This is a genomic window from Paenibacillus sp. FSL R7-0345 (assembly GCF_038595055.1).
Classification (GTDB): Bacteria; Bacillota; Bacilli; order Paenibacillales; family Paenibacillaceae; genus Paenibacillus_AQ.
This window is the reverse complement of the sequence record NZ_CP152002.1, coordinates 4,715,439-4,734,467: the sequence shown is the minus strand read 5'-3', so window position 1 is coordinate 4,734,467 and position 19,029 is coordinate 4,715,439. Positions and strand designations below refer to the sequence as shown.

17 protein-coding genes are annotated in these 19,029 nt (G+C 51.2%); 14 read left to right on the top strand and 3 right to left on the bottom strand.

What is annotated here, in order from left to right; all coding sequences use genetic code 11:
* Positions 1-164 precede the first annotated feature (164 nt).
* The 8 genes from NST84_RS20545 (at position 165) to NST84_RS20510 (ending at position 10,616) form a co-directional block, all read left to right on the top strand.
* Entirely contained in the window at positions 165-2,444 is a 2,280-nt protein-coding gene (locus NST84_RS20545; protein ID WP_342562010.1) for a stalk domain-containing protein, read from the top strand.
* 205 nt (positions 2,445-2,649) lie between these two features.
* Positions 2,650-3,111: a Fur family transcriptional regulator gene (locus NST84_RS20540; protein WP_342562009.1), complete on the top strand. Its 462-nt coding sequence runs from the start codon at positions 2,650-2,652 to the stop codon at positions 3,109-3,111.
* 1 nt (position 3,112) lies between these two features.
* Positions 3,113-3,376, top strand: coding sequence for a membrane protein insertion efficiency factor YidD (gene yidD, locus NST84_RS20535; protein WP_277468581.1), 264 nt, complete (start codon positions 3,113-3,115; stop codon positions 3,374-3,376).
* A gap of 378 nt (positions 3,377-3,754) precedes the next feature.
* The gene (gene metG, locus NST84_RS20530; protein WP_342562008.1) at positions 3,755-5,782 is read left to right on the top strand and encodes a methionine--tRNA ligase; all 2,028 of its coding nucleotides are present in this window, start codon (positions 3,755-3,757) and stop codon (positions 5,780-5,782) included.
* 650 nt (positions 5,783-6,432) lie between these two features.
* On the top strand, positions 6,433-7,461 hold the full coding sequence (locus NST84_RS20525) for a zinc ABC transporter substrate-binding protein (RefSeq protein ID WP_342562007.1): 1,029 nt from the start codon (positions 6,433-6,435) through the stop codon (positions 7,459-7,461).
* 33 nt (positions 7,462-7,494) lie between these two features.
* Positions 7,495-8,244 (top strand): metal ABC transporter ATP-binding protein, encoded by a 750-nt coding sequence (locus NST84_RS20520; RefSeq protein WP_342562006.1) that lies wholly within the window; start codon positions 7,495-7,497, stop codon positions 8,242-8,244.
* Between the two features lie 790 nt (positions 8,245-9,034).
* The gene (locus NST84_RS20515) at positions 9,035-9,838 is read left to right on the top strand and encodes a metal ABC transporter permease (RefSeq protein ID WP_342562005.1); all 804 of its coding nucleotides are present in this window, start codon (positions 9,035-9,037) and stop codon (positions 9,836-9,838) included.
* Between the two features lie 64 nt (positions 9,839-9,902).
* On the top strand, positions 9,903-10,616 hold the full coding sequence (locus tag NST84_RS20510) for a cytochrome c biogenesis CcdA family protein (protein WP_342562004.1): 714 nt from the start codon (positions 9,903-9,905) through the stop codon (positions 10,614-10,616).
* An 18-nt stretch (positions 10,617-10,634) separates the two neighbouring features.
* Here the strand turns inward: NST84_RS20510 and splB are convergent, their stop codons facing one another.
* Positions 10,635-11,711 (bottom strand): spore photoproduct lyase, encoded by a 1,077-nt coding sequence (gene splB, locus NST84_RS20505; RefSeq protein WP_342562003.1) that lies wholly within the window; start codon positions 11,709-11,711, stop codon positions 10,635-10,637.
* 191 nt (positions 11,712-11,902) lie between these two features.
* On the opposite strand from splB, the gene mntR reads away from it, so the two are divergent.
* The 3 genes from mntR (at position 11,903) to NST84_RS20490 (ending at position 15,181) form a co-directional block, all read left to right on the top strand.
* A complete protein-coding gene (gene mntR, locus NST84_RS20500; protein ID WP_042178642.1) occupies positions 11,903-12,328 on the top strand; it encodes a transcriptional regulator MntR in 426 nt (141 codons plus the stop codon).
* A gap of 201 nt (positions 12,329-12,529) precedes the next feature.
* Entirely contained in the window at positions 12,530-14,173 is a 1,644-nt protein-coding gene (locus NST84_RS20495) for a family 10 glycosylhydrolase (protein WP_342562002.1), read from the top strand.
* 66 nt (positions 14,174-14,239) lie between these two features.
* Positions 14,240-15,181, top strand: coding sequence for a patatin-like phospholipase family protein (locus NST84_RS20490; RefSeq protein WP_342562001.1), 942 nt, complete (start codon positions 14,240-14,242; stop codon positions 15,179-15,181).
* Positions 15,182-15,268: 87 nt separating this feature from the next.
* Here NST84_RS20490 and NST84_RS20485 read toward each other — a convergent pair whose 3' ends face one another.
* On the bottom strand, positions 15,269-15,610 hold the full coding sequence (locus NST84_RS20485) for a hypothetical protein (protein ID WP_342562000.1): 342 nt from the start codon (positions 15,608-15,610) through the stop codon (positions 15,269-15,271).
* Positions 15,611-15,617: 7 nt separating this feature from the next.
* The gene (locus NST84_RS20480; protein WP_342561999.1) at positions 15,618-16,622 is read right to left on the bottom strand and encodes a DUF1385 domain-containing protein; all 1,005 of its coding nucleotides are present in this window, start codon (positions 16,620-16,622) and stop codon (positions 15,618-15,620) included.
* A gap of 155 nt (positions 16,623-16,777) precedes the next feature.
* Here NST84_RS20480 and NST84_RS20475 point away from each other — a divergent pair, with 155 nt between their 5' ends.
* The 3 genes from NST84_RS20475 (at position 16,778) to efp (ending at position 19,024) form a co-directional block, all read left to right on the top strand.
* On the top strand, positions 16,778-17,269 hold the full coding sequence (locus tag NST84_RS20475) for a YqhR family membrane protein (protein WP_342561998.1): 492 nt from the start codon (positions 16,778-16,780) through the stop codon (positions 17,267-17,269).
* A gap of 74 nt (positions 17,270-17,343) precedes the next feature.
* Entirely contained in the window at positions 17,344-18,414 is a 1,071-nt protein-coding gene (locus NST84_RS20470; protein WP_342561997.1) for a Xaa-Pro peptidase family protein, read from the top strand.
* A gap of 52 nt (positions 18,415-18,466) precedes the next feature.
* Complete coding sequence (gene efp, locus NST84_RS20465) at positions 18,467-19,024, top strand: elongation factor P (protein WP_342561996.1); 558 nt, start codon at positions 18,467-18,469, stop codon at positions 19,022-19,024.
* Positions 19,025-19,029: the final 5 nt, after the last annotated feature.

The following is a 19,029-nucleotide window of genomic DNA, read 5'->3' as shown; positions in this document are numbered from 1 at the left end:
TTTTTGGGGTCCGGCGCGTCTAATACTATGTTTTGTAAAAAGAGCGTGGCAAAAAAACAGCTTCACGGCAGCTGTTGAAGAGTTTTGTTATACGGGAATATAAGCAGCAGACAGAGAGTAAACCTGCCTTATAGACTACAAACGGGAGCAGAAGGAGTCATACCATGAATTTTAAGAAACTAACGTTAGTCGCTGCATTGGCTGTAACCCAGGCCGCAGCTGCGGTTCCGGCTTATGCCGTACCGGTAAGTACCGCCGGAGTAACCGGCACTGTAGTAAGTACAGCGCAGGCTGCTCAGACCAGTGAGGCAGTTGTTCAGCCTGAATCTACAGATCCGCTGCCAAGTGAGGTTCCTGCCGGAACGGTCACACCGACAGCCACCCCGAACCCGGGCGTTACCGCTGAGCCTGCTGCATCTGCAGAGCCTTCAGCTTCAGCTGCTGCTGCATCCCCAGACCCGGCAGCGACAGCTACACCGGTTCCTGCGGAAACTGCAGCTCCTGCTGCTACGGATGGAACGGTGATTCAGCCGCAGAATACGGTTAACGCCGTATATGGAACCGCTGCTAACCAGCTTATCCTGCTTATGAACAGCCGGCAAATGTACAAAAACGGAACACCTTATCTGGCTAATCAGCCGATGGCCGTCAAGAACGGGGTATCCTATGTTTCCATCCGGGCCATGGTCGAAATGGTTGGCGTAAGCTACACCTATGAAGCCAAAACAAAGGAAGTTGTCGTTACTAAAGGCAGCAGTGTAATGCGCTTCAAGACAGACAGCAAAATTTATACTGTAAACGGCAGTCAAAAGACAATGAAGGGACCTGCATACCAATTTAAGGGCACCTTTATGGTTCCGCTGACTTCGATTACCGCCGCACTGAACATTCCTTATACTGTTGATAATGTAGGTAAACGTGTCATTCTGACACTGAACACCAAGCCGACAGCAATTTTTAGCGTCCAGCCGACTGAAATTTTTGCCGGCCAGACTTATATTAACTACACCACCTCCAGCTCCTCGCCGAACGGAACGCCTATTGTAGAAGAGCGCTGGAGTGACAACAAGCAGGATATTTACGATCAGCCGGGATACTATACAGTCACTTATTCCGTAGTTGATGCAAACGGGCAGGTGAGTGATCCTTATTCCGTAACGATTAAGGTTGTGCAGCCTAACCAGCCGCCGGTCGCCAATTTCACCACCAATAAAGAGGAATACAAGATGGGTGAGCCAATCACGCTGACTGACCTCAGCTATGATCCGGAGAACGAAGAGCTTACAGCAGAATGGACGAACCGCGCACTCGCGTTCTTTAACCCGGGTCCGGTGTCGATCCAGCTGAAAGTAACCGACAAGCACGGGCTTAGCAGCACTTTTGAGAAGACGATTAATATTACCAGCGAGCAGCTGTACACTCAGGATGAAGTAGCGAAGCTCTTCACGATGCCTGGAGACGTAATCTCCATGGACGGCGGAATGATTCCCGGCCTGCCTAACCTGACATACAATCTGTCCTCAGAGAATTATAAGCTTATCCGCAGTAACAGTCCGGAAACAGTGAATCAGGAAGGCGTACTGTACCGCGAAAGTTCAGTCGGCAATACCCGCTTCCTTGTTCATCACTTGAACAACATGTCCACCAGACAAAAGCTGTACGTGATTGCAACCAACAACAACCTGTACCCTACGACAATTACAACGCAATATTCAGGGATTGCCGGTCCGGTAACTTCTCCGGAATATACAGGTAAAATTTCAATCCAGAAGTATTATAATTCCATGCTTACCAATGAAAAATACAGCACGATAACCCTGCAGCCGGGTGAGAGCAGAGCTATTCTGACGGATATTAACAAAATAGCGATGAAGCCGGGTGAGGTACTGTCGCTTAGCGCCGATCTGTTTAGTGATCTTACGGTTGATTACAATGTGGTGATGGTCGAAGAGAGCAAGGATCCGATTGCGCTGTTGCCTACACTGCCGGTACTGGACCGTGACGGTGTGCATAACCGAGGAACGTATCCGGACTCGACCCGGATTATCACCGTGAATGATGTGGTCGGAACCACACAGGCTAAGCTGATTCTGGGCGATAACAAAAACGACCTGAATCTGGTCGGCATCGATCCGATGACCGGAACGGAAGCTTCTAATGCCGGGAACTTCGGTGTGTTGTACAAAATAAGATTTGAGCATGTTGCTGCCAACACGCTGATTACGTTTAATCCGCGCGGAGGTAACTATCTTGGCTCTCTGATGGTGAATAATACAATCGTCAACCTGCCGAATAAAGGCAGCCTGTCAAGCTCCGATATGAACGCTGTAGTCTATCGTTCCGGCAGCTATGACAGCTCGGTAGAAATTGTATTCTCGGTAGCTTCCGGAAGCAATCTGCCGGTAAACTTTGTATTTACACCACTGCCAGCTCTGAAGCAATAACATATTGGTTATGACAAACCGGCTAAAGTCCTGTTAACAGGTGCTTTAGCCGGTTTTTGCTATGCTATAGCCTTGAATGTTCGTGATTCCGGCAAAACTCCGGCAGCTATGGGGAACGGTAGGGTGTTGCTTGATTGACGGGGCAATGGTTTTGGGGCATTATAAGGAGAGTGTAACAGCAAATGAATTATTGGGAGATGAGCGAATGCTGTCGACAGAACAAATACTGGAAGCCATGTCGGGGCAGGGACTGCGAATCACCGATCAGCGCAAGACGCTTGCCAAATTATTCGGCGAGAATACGGGATATTTGTCGGCGAAGGATGTCTATGATCATATGGGCCGTAAGTACAGCGGGCTCAGCTTTGATACAGTCTACCGTAACCTGCGGGTTATGGAAGAGCTGGGTGTGCTTGAACAGGTGGTATTTGAAGACGGAGTCAAATTCAAAGCCAGCTGCAATCAGGACCACCACCACCATCATATGATCTGCCTTCAATGCATGAAGACTTACCCGATTCATTTCTGCCCGATGAATTTAACGGATACTCCGGACCAATTCCGGGTAGTCAAGCATAAATTTGAGGTGTTCGGTTACTGCAAAGACTGTGAGAGCGGCAAGGAAGCAGAATCTGCGCTTGCAGCCCACAGCAAAGAAGGCCGCTGATATGCCGGACCTGCGCAGAACGGTACAGGCGCCGATCAGGGTGTACCGCAAGTTCATTTCACCGCTGAAGCCTGCGACCTGCCGGTTCTATCCGACCTGCTCGGCGTACGCGCTGGAGGCGATAGAAGTACACGGCCCGGTGAAGGGCTCCTGGCTGGCCGCAAAGCGGATTGCCAGATGCCATCCCTTCCATCCGGGAGGTCTTGATCCTGTCCCGCCGCGGGAGAACCAGCCGCCTGATGAAGGGGCTGTCCGGCCGACTTGACAGGATGGCTGATTTTTGGGTATATTTTGGAGAATCATATGCATTCCGAGGAACGGATGAGTAAATCGGGTTGACCATTACAGAGAGCCGGGAGCGCTGGGAACCGGTATGGTACGCAGGTTGAAGATGGTCCGGGAGGAACTGTGCCCGAGCAGGGACTGCTGAAAGAGCAGCTGCTGTAAGAACACAGCGTGATCCAGCGTTAATGGACAGTTCTTGATTAAGGACTGGCGAAGCCTGTGCTCTGTGAGGAGCCGGGGAACTTTGGGTGGTATCGCGTGAGTATACTCTCGCCCCATATAGGGGGCGGGAGTTTTTTGTGTTAACTTAAGCTGTATGATTATGAGATGCGCCAATACGAAAGGATGAACAGGATCAATGAGTGACAACAAAACATTTTATCTGACAACCCCAATTTACTATCCGAGCGACAAGCTGCATATCGGGCATGCTTATTCTACAGTCGCCGGTGATGCAATGGCCCGCTACAAGCGGCTGCGCGGCTACGAGGTGCGTTATCTGACCGGTACGGATGAGCATGGCCAGAAGATTGAAGAAAAGGCTGCCAAGGCCGGCAAAACGCCTCAGGAGTTCGTTGACGGAATCGTTGTAGGAATCAAGGAGCTGTGGCGCAAGCTGGACATATCCAATGATGATTTTATCCGCACAACTGAGGAGCGCCATAAGACAGTGGTTGCCGATATTTTTGACCGGCTGCTGCAGCAGGGCGACATCTACAAAGGGGAATATGAGGGCTGGTACTGTATTTCTGACGAAACCTTTTATACGGAAACGCAGCTGGTTGATATCGAACGCGATGCGGACGGTAACATTACCGGCGGCAAAAGCCCGGACAGCGGACACCCGGTTGAGCTGGTAAAAGAAGAAAGCTACTTCTTCCGGATGAGCAAATATGCTGACCGCCTGCTGAAGTTCTACGAAGAGAATCCGGAGTTCATTCTGCCGGAATCCCGTAAAAACGAAATGATCAATAACTTCATCAAGCCGGGTCTGGAGGACCTCGCTGTTTCCCGTACAACTTTTGACTGGGGCGTTAAGGTAAAAGGCGATGCCAAGCACGTGGTCTATGTATGGATCGATGCGCTGACCAACTACATTACGGCTCTCGGTTACGGTTCTGCCGACCGCAGTCTGTATGACAAGTTCTGGCCGGCGGATGTGCACATTGTCGGAAAAGAAATCGTGCGTTTCCATACGATCTACTGGCCGATCATTCTGATGGCGCTGGGCGAACCGCTGCCGAAGAAGGTGTTTGCGCACGGCTGGCTTTTGATGAAGGACGGCAAAATGTCCAAATCCAAAGGCAACGTAGTAGATCCGGTGACTCTGATCGACCGTTACGGCCTCGATGCTCTGCGTTACTACCTGCTGCGTGAAGTGCCATTTGGCTCCGACGGCACCTTCACTCCTGAAAGCTTCGTGGACCGGGTCAACTATGATCTGGCTAATGACCTCGGCAACCTGCTGAACCGTACTGGAGCAATGGTTGAAAAGTACTTCGGCGGCGAGCTGCCTGCTTATGCCGGTAAAGTGACTGCATTCGACGGCGAGCTGGAAGCTGCTGTGGAGAGTACCTATGCCAAGGTAGAAGAGGCCATGGAAAAGATGGAGTTCTCCGTTGCACTGACCGCCATTGGCGCGCTGATCAGCCGGACGAACAAGTACATCGACGAAACCCAGCCATGGGTGCTGGCTAAAGATGAGAGCAGAAACGGCGAGCTTGCTTCCGTTATGAGACATTTGGTGGAAGGACTGCGCACCGCTTCGATTCTGCTGCAGCCGTTCCTGACCGGCGCTCCGGCCAAAATTTGGGAGCAGCTGGGTATTCAGGCAGGCGAGCTGACCACCTGGGACAGCGGCCGCACCTTCGGCCTGATTCCGGCCGGCACGAAGCTCGCCAAGGGCGATCCGATCTTCCCGCGCCTTGACGTAGCGGTGGAAGTGGCCTACATCGCCGAAGCGATGGGCGCCGGCAAGCCGGCGGCAGCCGAGCCTGAGGCGGCACCAGCATCGGCTGCGGGAGATGCTCCGGCGGCTGTAGAGCCGGAGGAAGAGCATAAGGAAGAAATCGGCATTGACGATTTCGCCAAAGCCGAGCTGCGCGTAGCCCAGGTTATCGCGGCCGAGCCGGTAAAGAAGGCCGATAAGCTGCTGAAGCTGCAGCTGGATCTTGGCTATGAGCAGCGCCAGGTGGTTTCCGGCATCGCAAAGTTCTACACACCGGAAGAGCTGGTTGGCCGCAAGGTCATCTGCATTGTCAACCTGAAGCCGGTGAAGCTGCGCGGCGAGCTGTCTCAGGGCATGATTCTGGCAGCCTCCAAAGGCGACCAGCTGAGCATCGCTACCGTGCCGGACAGCATGCCGAACGGAGCAATTGTGAAGTAAGCAATTTCAGTTACAGACATTTGCACAGCGTAGCTGTTGAGCAGGCGTAAGCCTTTGACAGTGCGCAGCATTGACAAAGAACACCGCATGCCGGAAACGGGAAAGTCCCTGTGATATGACAAGGGCAATCCCGCCGGCTGCAGGTGTTCTTTTTTTATGCAAATAGTTGATGTGTATGAGTGGGGAGTAGGCTGCTTATTGGGCTAGTGCGATGCGTGAAGGAGCCTGGGGGGCTGACAAACCCGGTAATGTGATTGGCGGATGGACTGTGGAACTTTTCCTCTATCTGTGGAGAATAGCTCGCTGGTACGGCTTACGGACTGAGGAGGCGTTAATTCTGCTGTAATACAGATTTCCCCTGGCTAACGGACCGTAGTGCCCTTATTGCACCTTAAATCGCTGTTTTTTTGGACAAATCGTTTATTTAAGGGCGCTGGAGTCCGTTAGAGTGGAATGAGTGAGATGGAGGGATCGATGAGAGGGATGGATGAACAGCGACTTTTAGGGATTACGCGCATTATTATCTAAAAGGGTCAAGCGAGTTTGAACAGATTCACATGTGAAGGGAAGAGTTCGGTGTTGACTTATCGTAACGATTACTATTATAATTCTCATAGTAAAATTTACGATTTAAGGGGTCGATAGAGAATATGTCTTTTAACGTGTTGAACCGGAAATTGCTGCTCATGCCTGCTTTGCTTGCCCTGCTGGTGCTTACAGCATGCGGAGCTAAGAGCAGTGGAAGTATTGTTGAAGGAAAAGTGAATGTTATTACAACTTTCTATCCTATATATGAATTTACGAGTGAAATCGGCGGGGATGATATCAATGTGATTAACCTGCTGCCGGTTGGAGTAGAGCCGCATGACTGGACTCCGCGCAGCCAGGATATCATTAACACCTCCAAGTCACAGCTGTTCCTGTACAATGGTGCAGGTCTTGAAGGCTGGGTGCCGAATTTCCTGAAAAGTCTGGATAGTGGCAGTGAAGTGAAGGCTGTTGCAGTCAGCGAAGGCGTGGATTATATTATGACTGACGAAGATGATGGTCATAACCACGGCGGAGAAACCCATGCTGAAGATGAGCACGCTGACGAGCACACTGATGCTGAAGAACATGAGGATAATCACGCTGAGGAAGCGGCTGGCGACAGCCTGCACACTGACCCGCACACATGGGTAAGTCCGAAATCGGCGCTGGTTATGGCTGAAAATATCAAGAATAGCCTGATCGAGGCAGATCCTGAACACCAGGCAGGCTATGAAGAGCGTTACAGCCAGCTGGCTGAGCGTTTACAGGCTCTTGACAGCAAATTTGAAACGGAGCTTGCCAAGCTTCCCAATAAAGAAATTGTCGTGTCCCATCAGGCATTTGCTTATCTGGCCCGTGATTACGGTCTGAGCCAGCATGCAATTATGGGCTTGTCGCCTGATGCCGAGCCGCGCGGACAGGATCTGGTGAACCTGGCTGCACTGGTTAAGGATGAGGGAATTAAATATATTTTCTTCGAGGAGCTGGTCTCCGATAAGCTGGCTAAAACGCTGGCCGCTGAAGCAGGCGTAGAGACAATGGTCCTTAATCCGGTGGAAGGCCTGACTGAAGCTCAGGAGAAAAACGGCGATAATTACTTCACTTTGATGGAGAAAAATTTGCAAAATCTGATTCTGGCTTTACAATAAAAAGAAAGCATTAATTGAAAGGCGGTACACATCATGCAACCGGTATCCCTGGACTGCCATCAGCATATGATCGAAATAGAGGATTTGTCCTTCTCCTACGGAGAGCAGAAGGTCATTTCGGGTCTGAGTTACACCGTGAAGGAGCGGGATTTCCTTGGCATTATCGGTTCCAACGGCGCGGGCAAAACCACTTTAATGAAAATGATCGTGGGCCTGCTCCCGCCATCCAGCGGCGATATCAAGCTGTTCGGCCAGTCTGTGCGCAAATTTAAGGACTGGGAACGGATCGGTTATGTCCCGCAAAAAAATGCTTTTAACCCGTTGTTCCCGGCCACAGTGCGCGAAGTCGTTCTGTCCGGACTGTACAACAACAAGAACCTGATCCGCCGCGTATCCAAAGCCCAGCACCGCCAGTGTGAGGACGCGCTGGAAGTAATGCGGATTCAGGATATCGCGGACAAAAGAGTCGGCCAGCTCTCCGGCGGCCAGCAGCAGCGCGTCTTCCTGGCGCGTGCGCTGATCAACCATCCGGATCTGCTGATTCTGGACGAACCTACAGTGGGGATTGATGCGGAGACGCAGGCGGGATTTTTTGAACTCATTTTCCACATGCATGCCCATCACCACATGACCTTCTTGATGGTGTCGCATGACATCGATATGATCAAGAGCTACCTGGGCAATGAGCCGGTACAAAGTAACGGTAAAATCAACTTCTACTGCCGCCACTCCCACGACGTGCAGAACTGCGCCGCCGAGGATCTCCAGCATACATTAGCCTAAAAGAGGACGTTGCCATGCAGATCCTGATAAGCCAATGCTAGTAAAGTAATAGTGTTAAATACGCTATAAGTAGGCTAAACTAGTAAAACAAAGGTGTTATACTCGGTGTATGTAAGAGAACTATGCGCGCTGTATGGTGCTGAAGCCTTGAAAGTAACCATGTTACATGTGCTACAAGTAAGACGGACGGATAAATTGAATATGCTGTACCCGTTGTATGGGAATATTAATACTTGTTAAAGAGGCTGCAGCCGAAATAACTGCAGTTTGTGCAACTAAAACCTGCTAATTTGCTCCGTTGCAGGTTTTAACTGCACTCTGTACACTTATTTTTGCCGAAAACGTTCAAAACCGCCTTAATTCATCGAAATAGCTGCACCAAGTACACTTATTCTTTCATAATCCGCAATTTTGCCGGATTTAGTTGTACAAACTACACTTAAGTTTGATACGTGCTCGGTGTGAGGCAGGCGGGTATAGATAACTGTAGCTACATAACAAACGTCCCTTAACGTTCCTCAAAGTAACCATATGCTTTACCTTGTCCCTAACTTTTATCGTCCCAAAGTACTGTTAACGTAAAGCGTGTCCCTGAAAGGGACGAAAGCGATTATCACCAAAACGTTTCTAGACACCAGAAGCCGGCTCGCCTACGCCAGTTGCACTTAAACGGGTGTCCAGAGGGCAGAGCCCTTGGGGCCCTCCCTTGGAAGGGAGGGTTTGGGAGGGATCTAAAACTCTTTTTCAAAAGGTTTGGTTTGTTTCTAATTATTTATGAGGAGATATCATCTTGGAAATTTTATTCAGTGACTTTTTTCAGCGGGCGCTTGCGGGCGGGCTGATGATTGGAATTACGGCGCCGCTGATCGGCGTTTTTCTTGTGTTACGACGCTTGTCCATGATCGGCGATACGCTGGCGCATGTGACGATTGCCGGGGTGGCGCTGGGCTTTTTGACCGGCTTTTACCCATTGGGGGCAGGCCTGATCTTTGCCGTGGTTGCCTCGTTTGCCATCGAAAAGCTGCGTAAAGCCTACAAAAGCTATGCTGAGCTCTCCATCGCGATCATTATGTCAGGCGGGGTGGCGCTGGCATCACTGTTCTTTACTTTAGGTAAAGGCTATAATGCAGATGTAATGAGCTATCTGTTCGGAAGTATATACACGCTAGATAATACAGATTTGATCGTTGTTGGAATTGTAACGATTGCGGTGGTTGTGGTGGTAGCGCTGTTCTTCAAGGAGTTTTTCCTGCTCAGCTTTGAGGAGGATGCGGCGAGCGTCAGCGGTCTGCCGGTCAAGCTGCTCAATATGCTTATCACAGTACTTACGGCGCTTGTAATCAGCACAGCGATTAAAATTGTCGGTTCATTGCTCGTATCTGCGCTGCTCACGATCCCTGTAGCGATCAGTCTGCTGCTGTCACGCAGCTTCAAGTCCTCTGTGGTCCTGTCGGTCGTTATCGCGGAGATTGCCGTGGTCGGCGGGCTGGTGGTAGCCGGTGTATGGAACCTTGCTCCAGGGGCAACAATTGTACTCTTGCTTATCGCGCTGCTTGCCCTGACCCTAATTGGTAAAAAAGGACTGCCTGCCTAGAATCTGCTCCAGCATCAGAACTGCTGATGCCTATTCAGCTTGAAGCCGGAAGGAGAGCTGCTGCTTGTCCAATCTGAATGCAGGAATCGCTTTTGCCGCCGGAATTGCGTCGTTTATATCGCCTTGCTGTCTGCCGCTCTATCCCTCGTACCTGTCGTATATTACAGGCCTGTCGGTGCAGCAGCTAAAAAGCGGCAGCAACAGCAAAGAGGTCCGTTTCCGGACCCTCTCGCATACGCTGGCTTTTATTTTGGGTTTTTCGGCAGTTTTCTATACGCTCGGCTTTGGTGCCGGGCTGTTCGGGCAATTTTTTAACGGCCAGCGTGATCTGATCCGCCAGCTGTCGGCCATTCTGATCATCGTGATGGGACTGTTTCTGCTTGGCGTCTTTCAGCCGCAGTTCCTGCTGCGTGAACGCAAGCTGGATCTGAAGTGGAAGCCGGCCGGGTATGCCGGATCTTTTATCTTCGGCATCGGCTTTTCGGCAGGCTGGTCCCCGTGCATCGGGCCGATCCTGACGGCGATCATCGCGCTCTCAGCCAGTGACCCGGGCACCTGGTTTACGATGATCACCGCGTACAGCCTTGGATTCGCGCTCCCGTTCTTTGCACTGGCCTTTTTCCTGGGCGGAGCAAGGCGTATTCTGAAGTATTCCAATATACTGATGAAGGCCGGAGGAGCGCTGATGATCCTGATGGGCTTCCTGCTGTTCACGGATCAGATGTTCCGGATTACAATTTGGCTGCAGGGGGTCACGCCGGACTGGCTGATTTTTTAGCAGTTTAAAATGAACGGTTTATGTGAAGTAATCAATACCCGCCTCGGGAAAATGCTCAAAAATCCGCTCTGTGATGAATTCGCGCAGGGCGGTTTGCTGTTCATCGGGATAGACATATTTGTTCTGTCCCCAGCGGCCCCACTTTTTCTTGCGCTTCTCAATATCCATTTCCAGCTTGGATTTGGGGTATCGCTTCTCAATCACCGTCTTGGCTGTCTTGGTGAACCGGTGCTGGATCATTTCGAAGGTCAGGCCTTTGCCTGAGCCTGGAGGCATCGCTTTTTCCAGCTTGGCCAGCAGCTCCGCATAGCCCTCTTCCCAGCCGTCATGCCAGATGATCGGCGCGATAATAAAACCAAGCGGATACCCGGCCCTGGCAACCTTCCCGGCGGCTTCAATCCGTTCCTCGAAGCGGGCAGTGGCCGGCTCGAAGTTTTTGATGACATAATCGGCATTGATGCTAAAGCGGATCCGGGTATGCCCGTTGTGCTCCAGACCGAGCAGCGGATCGACATGCTGATACTTCGTAACAAAGCGCAGCCGGCCCAGCGGCTCCTTGGCCATAAATGTAATCAGCTCGGCCAGCGAGCCGGTGATATGCTCCAGCCCTAGCGGGTCGGAGGTACAGGCAGCTTCAAACGTGGTGATTTCCGGCGTGCGCTCATCGATATATTTTTTGGCGGCATCCAGGATATCTCCTGTATTTACATACACCCGAATATAGGGCTTCGCGCCCAGCGTGGTCTGAAGATAACAATAATGGCAGTGGCCCATGCAGCCTGTGGCAATGGGAATGGCATAATCGGCAGAAGGCTTGGACTGGTCAAAAGTAAGCGTTTTGCGCAGACCTACCACAAGGGTACGCTTAGCGATTTTGTACTGCTCCAGCTCACCTTCTCCGGGTAGATTTGTAATCCGGTTATGTGAGGTGGTCATCCGGTAGGGGATGTTTTGGGCTTTGACCCATTCCATGATCTTTTCCCCTTTAGGGTAGTTCAGGGCATCCGGCTCAAAAAAAACAAGCTCAGGAATGAATAACCCGGTAGGCCTCGGCTTTCTTTTGACAGCTGGACGTTCAGGTATTGCGATTGTCATGAACTCACACTCCTCCCGTAAAGGCTTCACCTATTGTGCCTTTTTCCGCGGTCCTGAAATCATGGTAAACATCGTTAAAGGCAGCAGGTGCTTTTTCCGCAGGACTTGCCAAGGGGCGGCAGAAACATGTATCATTGTTAGAGCAAGGTTGGCCCCGTGCCACGCTCATTATAGAAAAGAGGTAAACTTGAATGCCAACACCCAGCATGGAGGATTATTTGGAGCGCATTTACAAGCTCATCGACGAGAAGGGTTATGCGCGGGTTTCGGATATTGCCGAGGGCTTGGAAGTACACCCCTCCTCTGTAACCAAGATGATCCAAAAACTGGATAAGGACGAATATCTCATCTATGAGAAATATCGTGGGCTTGTCCTGACGAGCAAAGGTAAAAAAGTAGGAAAACGGCTGGTTGACCGCCATGAGCTGCTGGAGGAGTTCCTCGGCCTGATCGGAGTGCAGCAGGAGCATATTTATAAGGATGTCGAAGGCATCGAGCATCATCTAAGCTGGGATTCGATTACGCGGATTGAGACGCTGGTGGAGTATTTCCGCCGTGATGAGGAACGCGTGAAGACCTTATATGATATTCACAATGAGCTGGTCAGCGATTCATAAAAAGTCTGTTTCTGTATGGTATACCGCAACCTTTCCAGTTTTTTTACGTCAAAACGGATAACGTCCTTTAACGAAGTATGAGAAAGTATAGCAGCCTGTTATACTTTTACTTGTATTTCTCCGTTTTGCAAGAAACGGCCATCTCCCTTAAATAAGGACGAGAGGGCCGTTTTTTTATTATTTTCACAACAGGGAGGAACTATGAATTACCGAAAATGGTTTTTGGGAGTAATGGTACTTATGCTGCTTCTGCCGGTATGGCCCGCGGGTGCCCGTGCGGCTGCGGTCCAGATCACGATTGAACTGGACGGGGAGACGCTGAATCCGGATGTACCGCCGTATATTACGGCCTCAGGCGTAACGATGGTTCCGGCCGGCGTAATCAGCCAGGGGCTTGGTGCAGCGGTTGAATGGAGCCAGAGCAGCAAGACAGCGACGATCAGCAAAGGGGATACCGTGCTGAAGCTGACCAGCGGCAAACAGACGGCAATGGTGAATGCAGCGTCTGTGCGTCTGGATACCTCAGTGCAGATTACACAAGGCCGGGTAATGGTACCGCTCCGTTTTGTTAGTGAGCAGCTCGGCCTCCAGGTGGTGTGGAATCAGGCAGCGAAGCATATCGCCCTTTATTCAAATGCAGAGATTACGGGTCCGTCAACGCCTACGGTTCCGGCGGTGCCAACACCTTCTGTGCCTTCTGTCCCTGCACCGACATTGCCCGGTAATACAGGGAAGGCGATGAAGGGGGCTTGGATCTCCACTGTGTTCAACCTGGACTGGCCGTCAACGTCATCTTCGAATAACGCGGCCAAACAGAAGCAGGAGTTTGATACGCTGCTGGACAAGCTGCAGGCGACCGGCTTCAACGCTGTATTTGTGCAGGTGCGTCCCTCAGGAGACAGCCTGTACTCTTCCCAGATCGTCCCCTGGTCCAAGGTGCTAACCGGCACACAGGGGAAGATTCCCGGCTATGATCCGCTGGAGTACATTGTAAGCTCTGCCCACCAGCGCGGAATGCAGATCCATGCCTGGTTCAACCCGTTCCGGGCAACAACAGACACAGCAGCGGCTACGCTTGCCGGCCTGGCTGGTAATCATGTGTCCAAGGTTCATCCGGACTGGATCGTCAAAGCGGACAGCAAGCTGTATATTAATCCAGGCATTCCGGAGGCGCGCCAGCATATCATCGACACGGTCATGGAGGTGGTCAAAGGCTATGACATCGATGGTATACACCTGGATGATTACTTCTATCCCTCGAATGTAACCTTTGCCGATGATGCGGCTTTTAAGGCATATAACAGTGCAGGTATTGCCAGCAAGGCGGACTGGCGGCGGAACAATATCAATGAATTCATCCGCCAGCTGGGCCAGGAGATTCATACCGCCAAGCCGGCTCTATCCTATGGTGTCAGCCCGTTCGGGGTCTGGCGCAACAAAAAGACCGATAGTACCGGCTCGGACACTACCGCTGGTGTAACAGCTTATGATGATATGTATGCGGATACCCTTACCTGGATCAAGAACGGCTGGATTGACTATATTGCCCCGCAGATTTACTGGAGCCTATCCTTCTCGGCGGCCCGCTACGACAAGCTTGTGGACTGGTGGGTAAATGAAGTGAAAGGCACCGGCGTCAAGCTGTACATCGGCCAGGCCGCTTACAAGGTAGGTGACACCAAGCAGACTGCAGAATGGCAGAGCGGTGAGCAGATTATTAACCAGCTGAAATACAATGATAAATACGATGAAGTGGCCGGAAGCATTATGTTCCGCGCTAACGATATTGCCGTACGTAACCCCTACGGGCTCGCAAGCCTACTGGCCTTTTATTTTAAATCATAGAAGTCATGAATCCTCCCCCGTGCTCATAGATAAGCAATAGATCTATGGAACGGGGGTTTGCTGTGTATGGAGATCAATGCAGTTTTTGAGGGCGGAGGGGTAAAGGGAGTAGCACTGGCCGGAGCGGTCGAAGCGACAGAGCGGGCGGGCGGTGTATTTAAAAGAGTGGCCGGAACCTCCTCCGGGGCAATCATCGCTTCTTTTCTGGCGGCCGGCTACGATGGAGAAGATATGAGCCGGATCATCAAGCAGACCCCGTTCACCTCCTTTCTCAAGCGGGGAATGCTGTATAATACAGCGCTGATCGGCCCGGCCCTGCGGGTTATGATCAAGAAGGGGCTGTATTCCGGGGAAGCGCTGGAAAACTGGGTGCGCGGTATCCTGCTAGATAAAGGCATCGTCACTTTCAGTGATCTCCCCCGCGGGAAGCTGTCGATAATAGCCTCGGATATCACCAACGGCCGGATTATTGTTCTGCCTGACGATCTGCCTGATTACGGGATTAACCCGGACAGTTTTGAAGTCGCTAAGGCCGTGAGGATGAGCTGCAGCATTCCGTATTTCTTCGATCCGGTCATGCTTCGGCTTAATGGACGGGCGGCGCAGGGGAAGACCTTTATAGAACAGTTCGTTTATGTTGTAGACGGGGGAGTGCTCAGTAATTTTCCGCTGTGGCTGTTTGATGAAAAGAAGGATGGCTTTATAAGTCCGGAACGGCGGACCCCGACGGTCGGCTACCAGCTGATCGGAAAAACGGAGCCGCAGCCGCACCGGATTACCGGACCGTTCACGATGCTGCAGGCGATGGTAGGTACGATGCTGTCGGCGCATGATGAGCGTTACATTGAGACGGAAAAGTTTGTGCGCACGGTCAAAATCCCGACCCTCGGCATCTCGACGACCCAGTTTCACCTTACGGCAGAGGAGAGCGATGAGCTGTATGCGGCGGGAATGAAGGCAGGCGAGGCGTTTTTCCGTGAATGGAGGCCGCATAAGCACAGGGTTTAGAGCAGGAGTTAATGAGTCTGAATAGCTATACGAAAAAAGCATCCCGCATGGCTGCCTGAGCAGCACGGAGATGCTTTTTGGTGTTATTTAATGATATTTAGGCATTTGGTCGTCATTTTTGCCTTTGCTGCCTTCGATCACCTGAAACGGATAACTTTTGCGTTTGCCGGGGGCGGCCTGGGCTTTGCGGACTCCCGCGACCTTAGCCATCGTCTTCTGGGACGGCTTAACCTTCGGTCTTGAACCGCCGGAGCCGTAGGACGGGCCTTTCATAGCCAGCCTGTAAGCGAACACCAGCAGTCCTACCAGGATGAAGGTCGGAAGCAGCTGCATGAACAGCCACCAGAATCCGAAATTCGTAACCCCGTGAACCAGTCCGTATACGCCAAGTATAATACTGATCCAAAAAATTAAAGCATGCCTGATCATAGGGCAATCATCCTTTCGCAGGATCCAATACGCCGCCTGACACACTCTCATCAATATAGCCTTTCGCTTCGATCATTGCGTCCAGCTCGCGCATCCGGTTAAAGGAGGCGATGGATACCTCAACCATATCATCTTTAGGTTCCTTGGTTGTAAGCAATTGGAGCCACAGACCGGGATAACCTAAATACTTCAGCCATGGAACGTCACGTACCGCGTTGGTTCCCTTCAGAACTTCAAACGATACACCGATGACAACCGGCAGCAGAACAATACGCTGAAGAACACGTTCAGTAAGGCTGCTCCAGGGAACAACAGAGTAGATCACAACGCCGAGAATGATGGTCAGCATCATAAAGCTGCTGCCGCAGCGGTAATGCAGGCGGCTGTATTTCTGAACGTTCTCGACGGTTAATTCCTCACCGGCTTCAAAAGCACTGATAACCTTGTGCTCGGCCCCGTGATACTGGAAGAGCCGTTTGATTACAGGAGTCTGTGAAATAGCAGTCAGGTAGACAAGCAGCAGAATCAGCTTGATGACACCTTCCACCAGGTTGTGCAGAATGTAGTTGTCAAATGCATCCCCGAACAGATAAGTCTCTACAAAGACCGGAACCAGGGTGAAGATCAGCTTGCCGAACAGGAATGACAGGATACCCATAACCGCAACACCAAAAATCATGCCGAGGCTCCAGCCTTCCTCCTTTTTCTTGTCCTTGGCTTTTTCCTTCTGCTTGGCCGCTTCCTCCGGCTCTGTCTCATCTTCAGCAAACGATTCTGCTGAATAATTCAAATGCTTCGAGCCTTTGGCGCTGGAATCTATAATACTGACAATGCCGCGAAGCAGCGGAATCTTGCGCAGCTTGATGACCCAGCTCTTATCGCTCTTCGGCACCTCCAAAAAAGTAATTTCCTGATTCTTCCGCCGTACGGCTGTTACGTTAATGTGCTTGCCGCCGAACATGACGCCTTCGATAACGGCTTGGCCGCCGTAACTGGGAGTTTCCTGGGACAACCAATTCACCTTCCCTGATAATAATATGATTGATATAAACCATTGTAACTAATTTATGCTTACATTGCTAGTTGGATTGGCTTTTCCTGAGCATACTAGGATAAAGGGCAGGAGAAGCAGCACCACCAATTCACATGTGAAAGCGGGGCAATATAATGAGTAAGGCGGGCAAGCAGTCCTCAGGGCATACCAACCCTTTCTTTTTTGCAATCGAGCTGGGCATATTTGCCGGGGTCATCTGGGGAGGAATCCGCTGGCTGATCTATGTTTTTCATTTTACAAAAGTGATTCCGGGTTTTTTGGCCGAGCCGTTTTTTCAGCATGCCTTTCTAATGAAGCCTGCCGGACAGCTGACCGGATATCTGTTTTTTATCCTGTTCTCGGTAATTGCTTCACTGCTCTACGTTTTACTCTTCCGCAAGCTGAAGGGACCCTGGCCGGGAATGGTGTACGGTATGATCTGGTGGGCAGGAATCTTTATCGCCGGCTCCTGGCCGTTCCTGCAGCAGCCGATGTTTAAGCTCCCGTGGAACTCTGTGGTCAGCGAATTTTGCATCTTTTTGCTATGGGGATTATTCATCGGCTACACGGCGGCAATCGAATATACGGATGAAAGAAAACGCGAACAGCGGACAAAGCTGGCCTGAACGTCCGAAAAAACTTCTCAAGGGCATAACCCTATGTTAAAATACAATGTGGCTATTTCGAGAGGAGAATGAAAATGGGCAACAAGCGCGTCTCCAAGCTGCGTAAGGTTTTGCAGGATCTGGGATTGGATGCTATGTTAATTACCAGCGGGTATAACCGCCGCTATCTGAGCGGATTCACCGGCTCTTCAGGGTATGTACTGGTCACCGGCGATGAGAGCTATCTGCTGACTGACTTCCGGTATATGACCCAGGCGGCTGAGCAGGTTACCGGCCTGAAGGTTGTACAGCATGGTCCGAAATTCATTGATACTGTACGGGAGCTGCTTCCACAGGGCGGAAATGCCCGTGTCGGCTTTGAACAGGATGACGTTACTTTCAGTGCGTACACGGCTTATGCCGAGGCACTCCAGCCGGCAGTGCTGGTTCCGGTGTCCAAGGCAGTTGAGAATCTGCGTATGTTCAAGGATGAGGATGAGCTGGCTGTGATGCAGCGCGCGGCTGATCTGGCCGATGCAACATTCAGCCATATCCTGAATGTGATCAAGCCCGGCATGACCGAGCGTGATGTGGATCTGGAAATGGAATTCTTCATGCGCACCCATGGCGCAACCTCTTCATCGTTTGACACCATTGTTGCTTCAGGTGAACGTTCAGCCATGCCGCATGGCGTAGCCAGCAGCAAGGTAATCGGGAACAATGAATTTGTTACCTTTGACTTCGGTGCGCTGCTGGACGGGTACTGCTCGGATGTAACCCGTACGATCGCACTGGGCAAGCCTGACCCTAAGCTGAAGGAAATCTATGATGTCGTGCTGGAAGCACAGCTTCACACGCTGGCGAATATCAAACCGGGTATGACCGGACGGGAAGCGGATGCGCTTGCGCGCGATATCATTACCCGTTACGGCTACGGCGAGTATTTCGGCCACAGCACAGGCCATGGCCTTGGTATGGAGGTTCATGAGTGGCCGCGGCTGTCCAAGCTGGCGGACGAGATTCTGGAGCCGGGGATGGTGGTTACCGTTGAGCCGGGGATTTATCTGTCCGGACTCGGCGGAGTGCGGATTGAAGACGATATTGTGATCACCGAAAGCGGGATTACGATTCTGACGCATTCGTCAAAGGATTATCTGGTACTTTAGATTTTGCTGCACCATTTCACCAAGTTGATTAATGATCCAGGAGGGATTTTTAGTGATTTCAGTTAATGATTTCAAAACAGGCCTGACCGTAGAGGTAGAAGGCGATATCTTTACCGTTCTTGATTTCCAGCACGTAAAACCGGGTAAGGGTGCAGCATTTGTCCGCTCCAAGCTGAAGAACCTGCGCAACGGCAATACCGTTGAGCGTACCTTCCGTGCGGGTGAAACGATTGGCCGCGCCATCATCGAAAACCGCAAAGTACAGTACCTGTATGCAAGCGGTGCTGAACACGTATTTATGGATAATGAAACATATGACCAGTTCGAGCTGAGCGCTAAGCAGCTTGAATGGGAGCTTAACTTCCTGAGAGAGAACATGACGGTTAGCATCGTAAGCTACCAGGGGGAGATTCTGGGGATCAACCTGCCGACCAGCGTTGAGCTGAAGGTTACTGAAACCGAGCCAGGCGTAAAGGGTAACACTGCGCAGGGTGCAACCAAAGCTGCTACACTGGAAACTGGTCATATTGTACAGGTTCCGCTGTTCATTAATGAAGGCGATGTTCTCCTGATTGATACCCGCGAAGGTAAATACATCTCCCGCGCGTAGGAGAA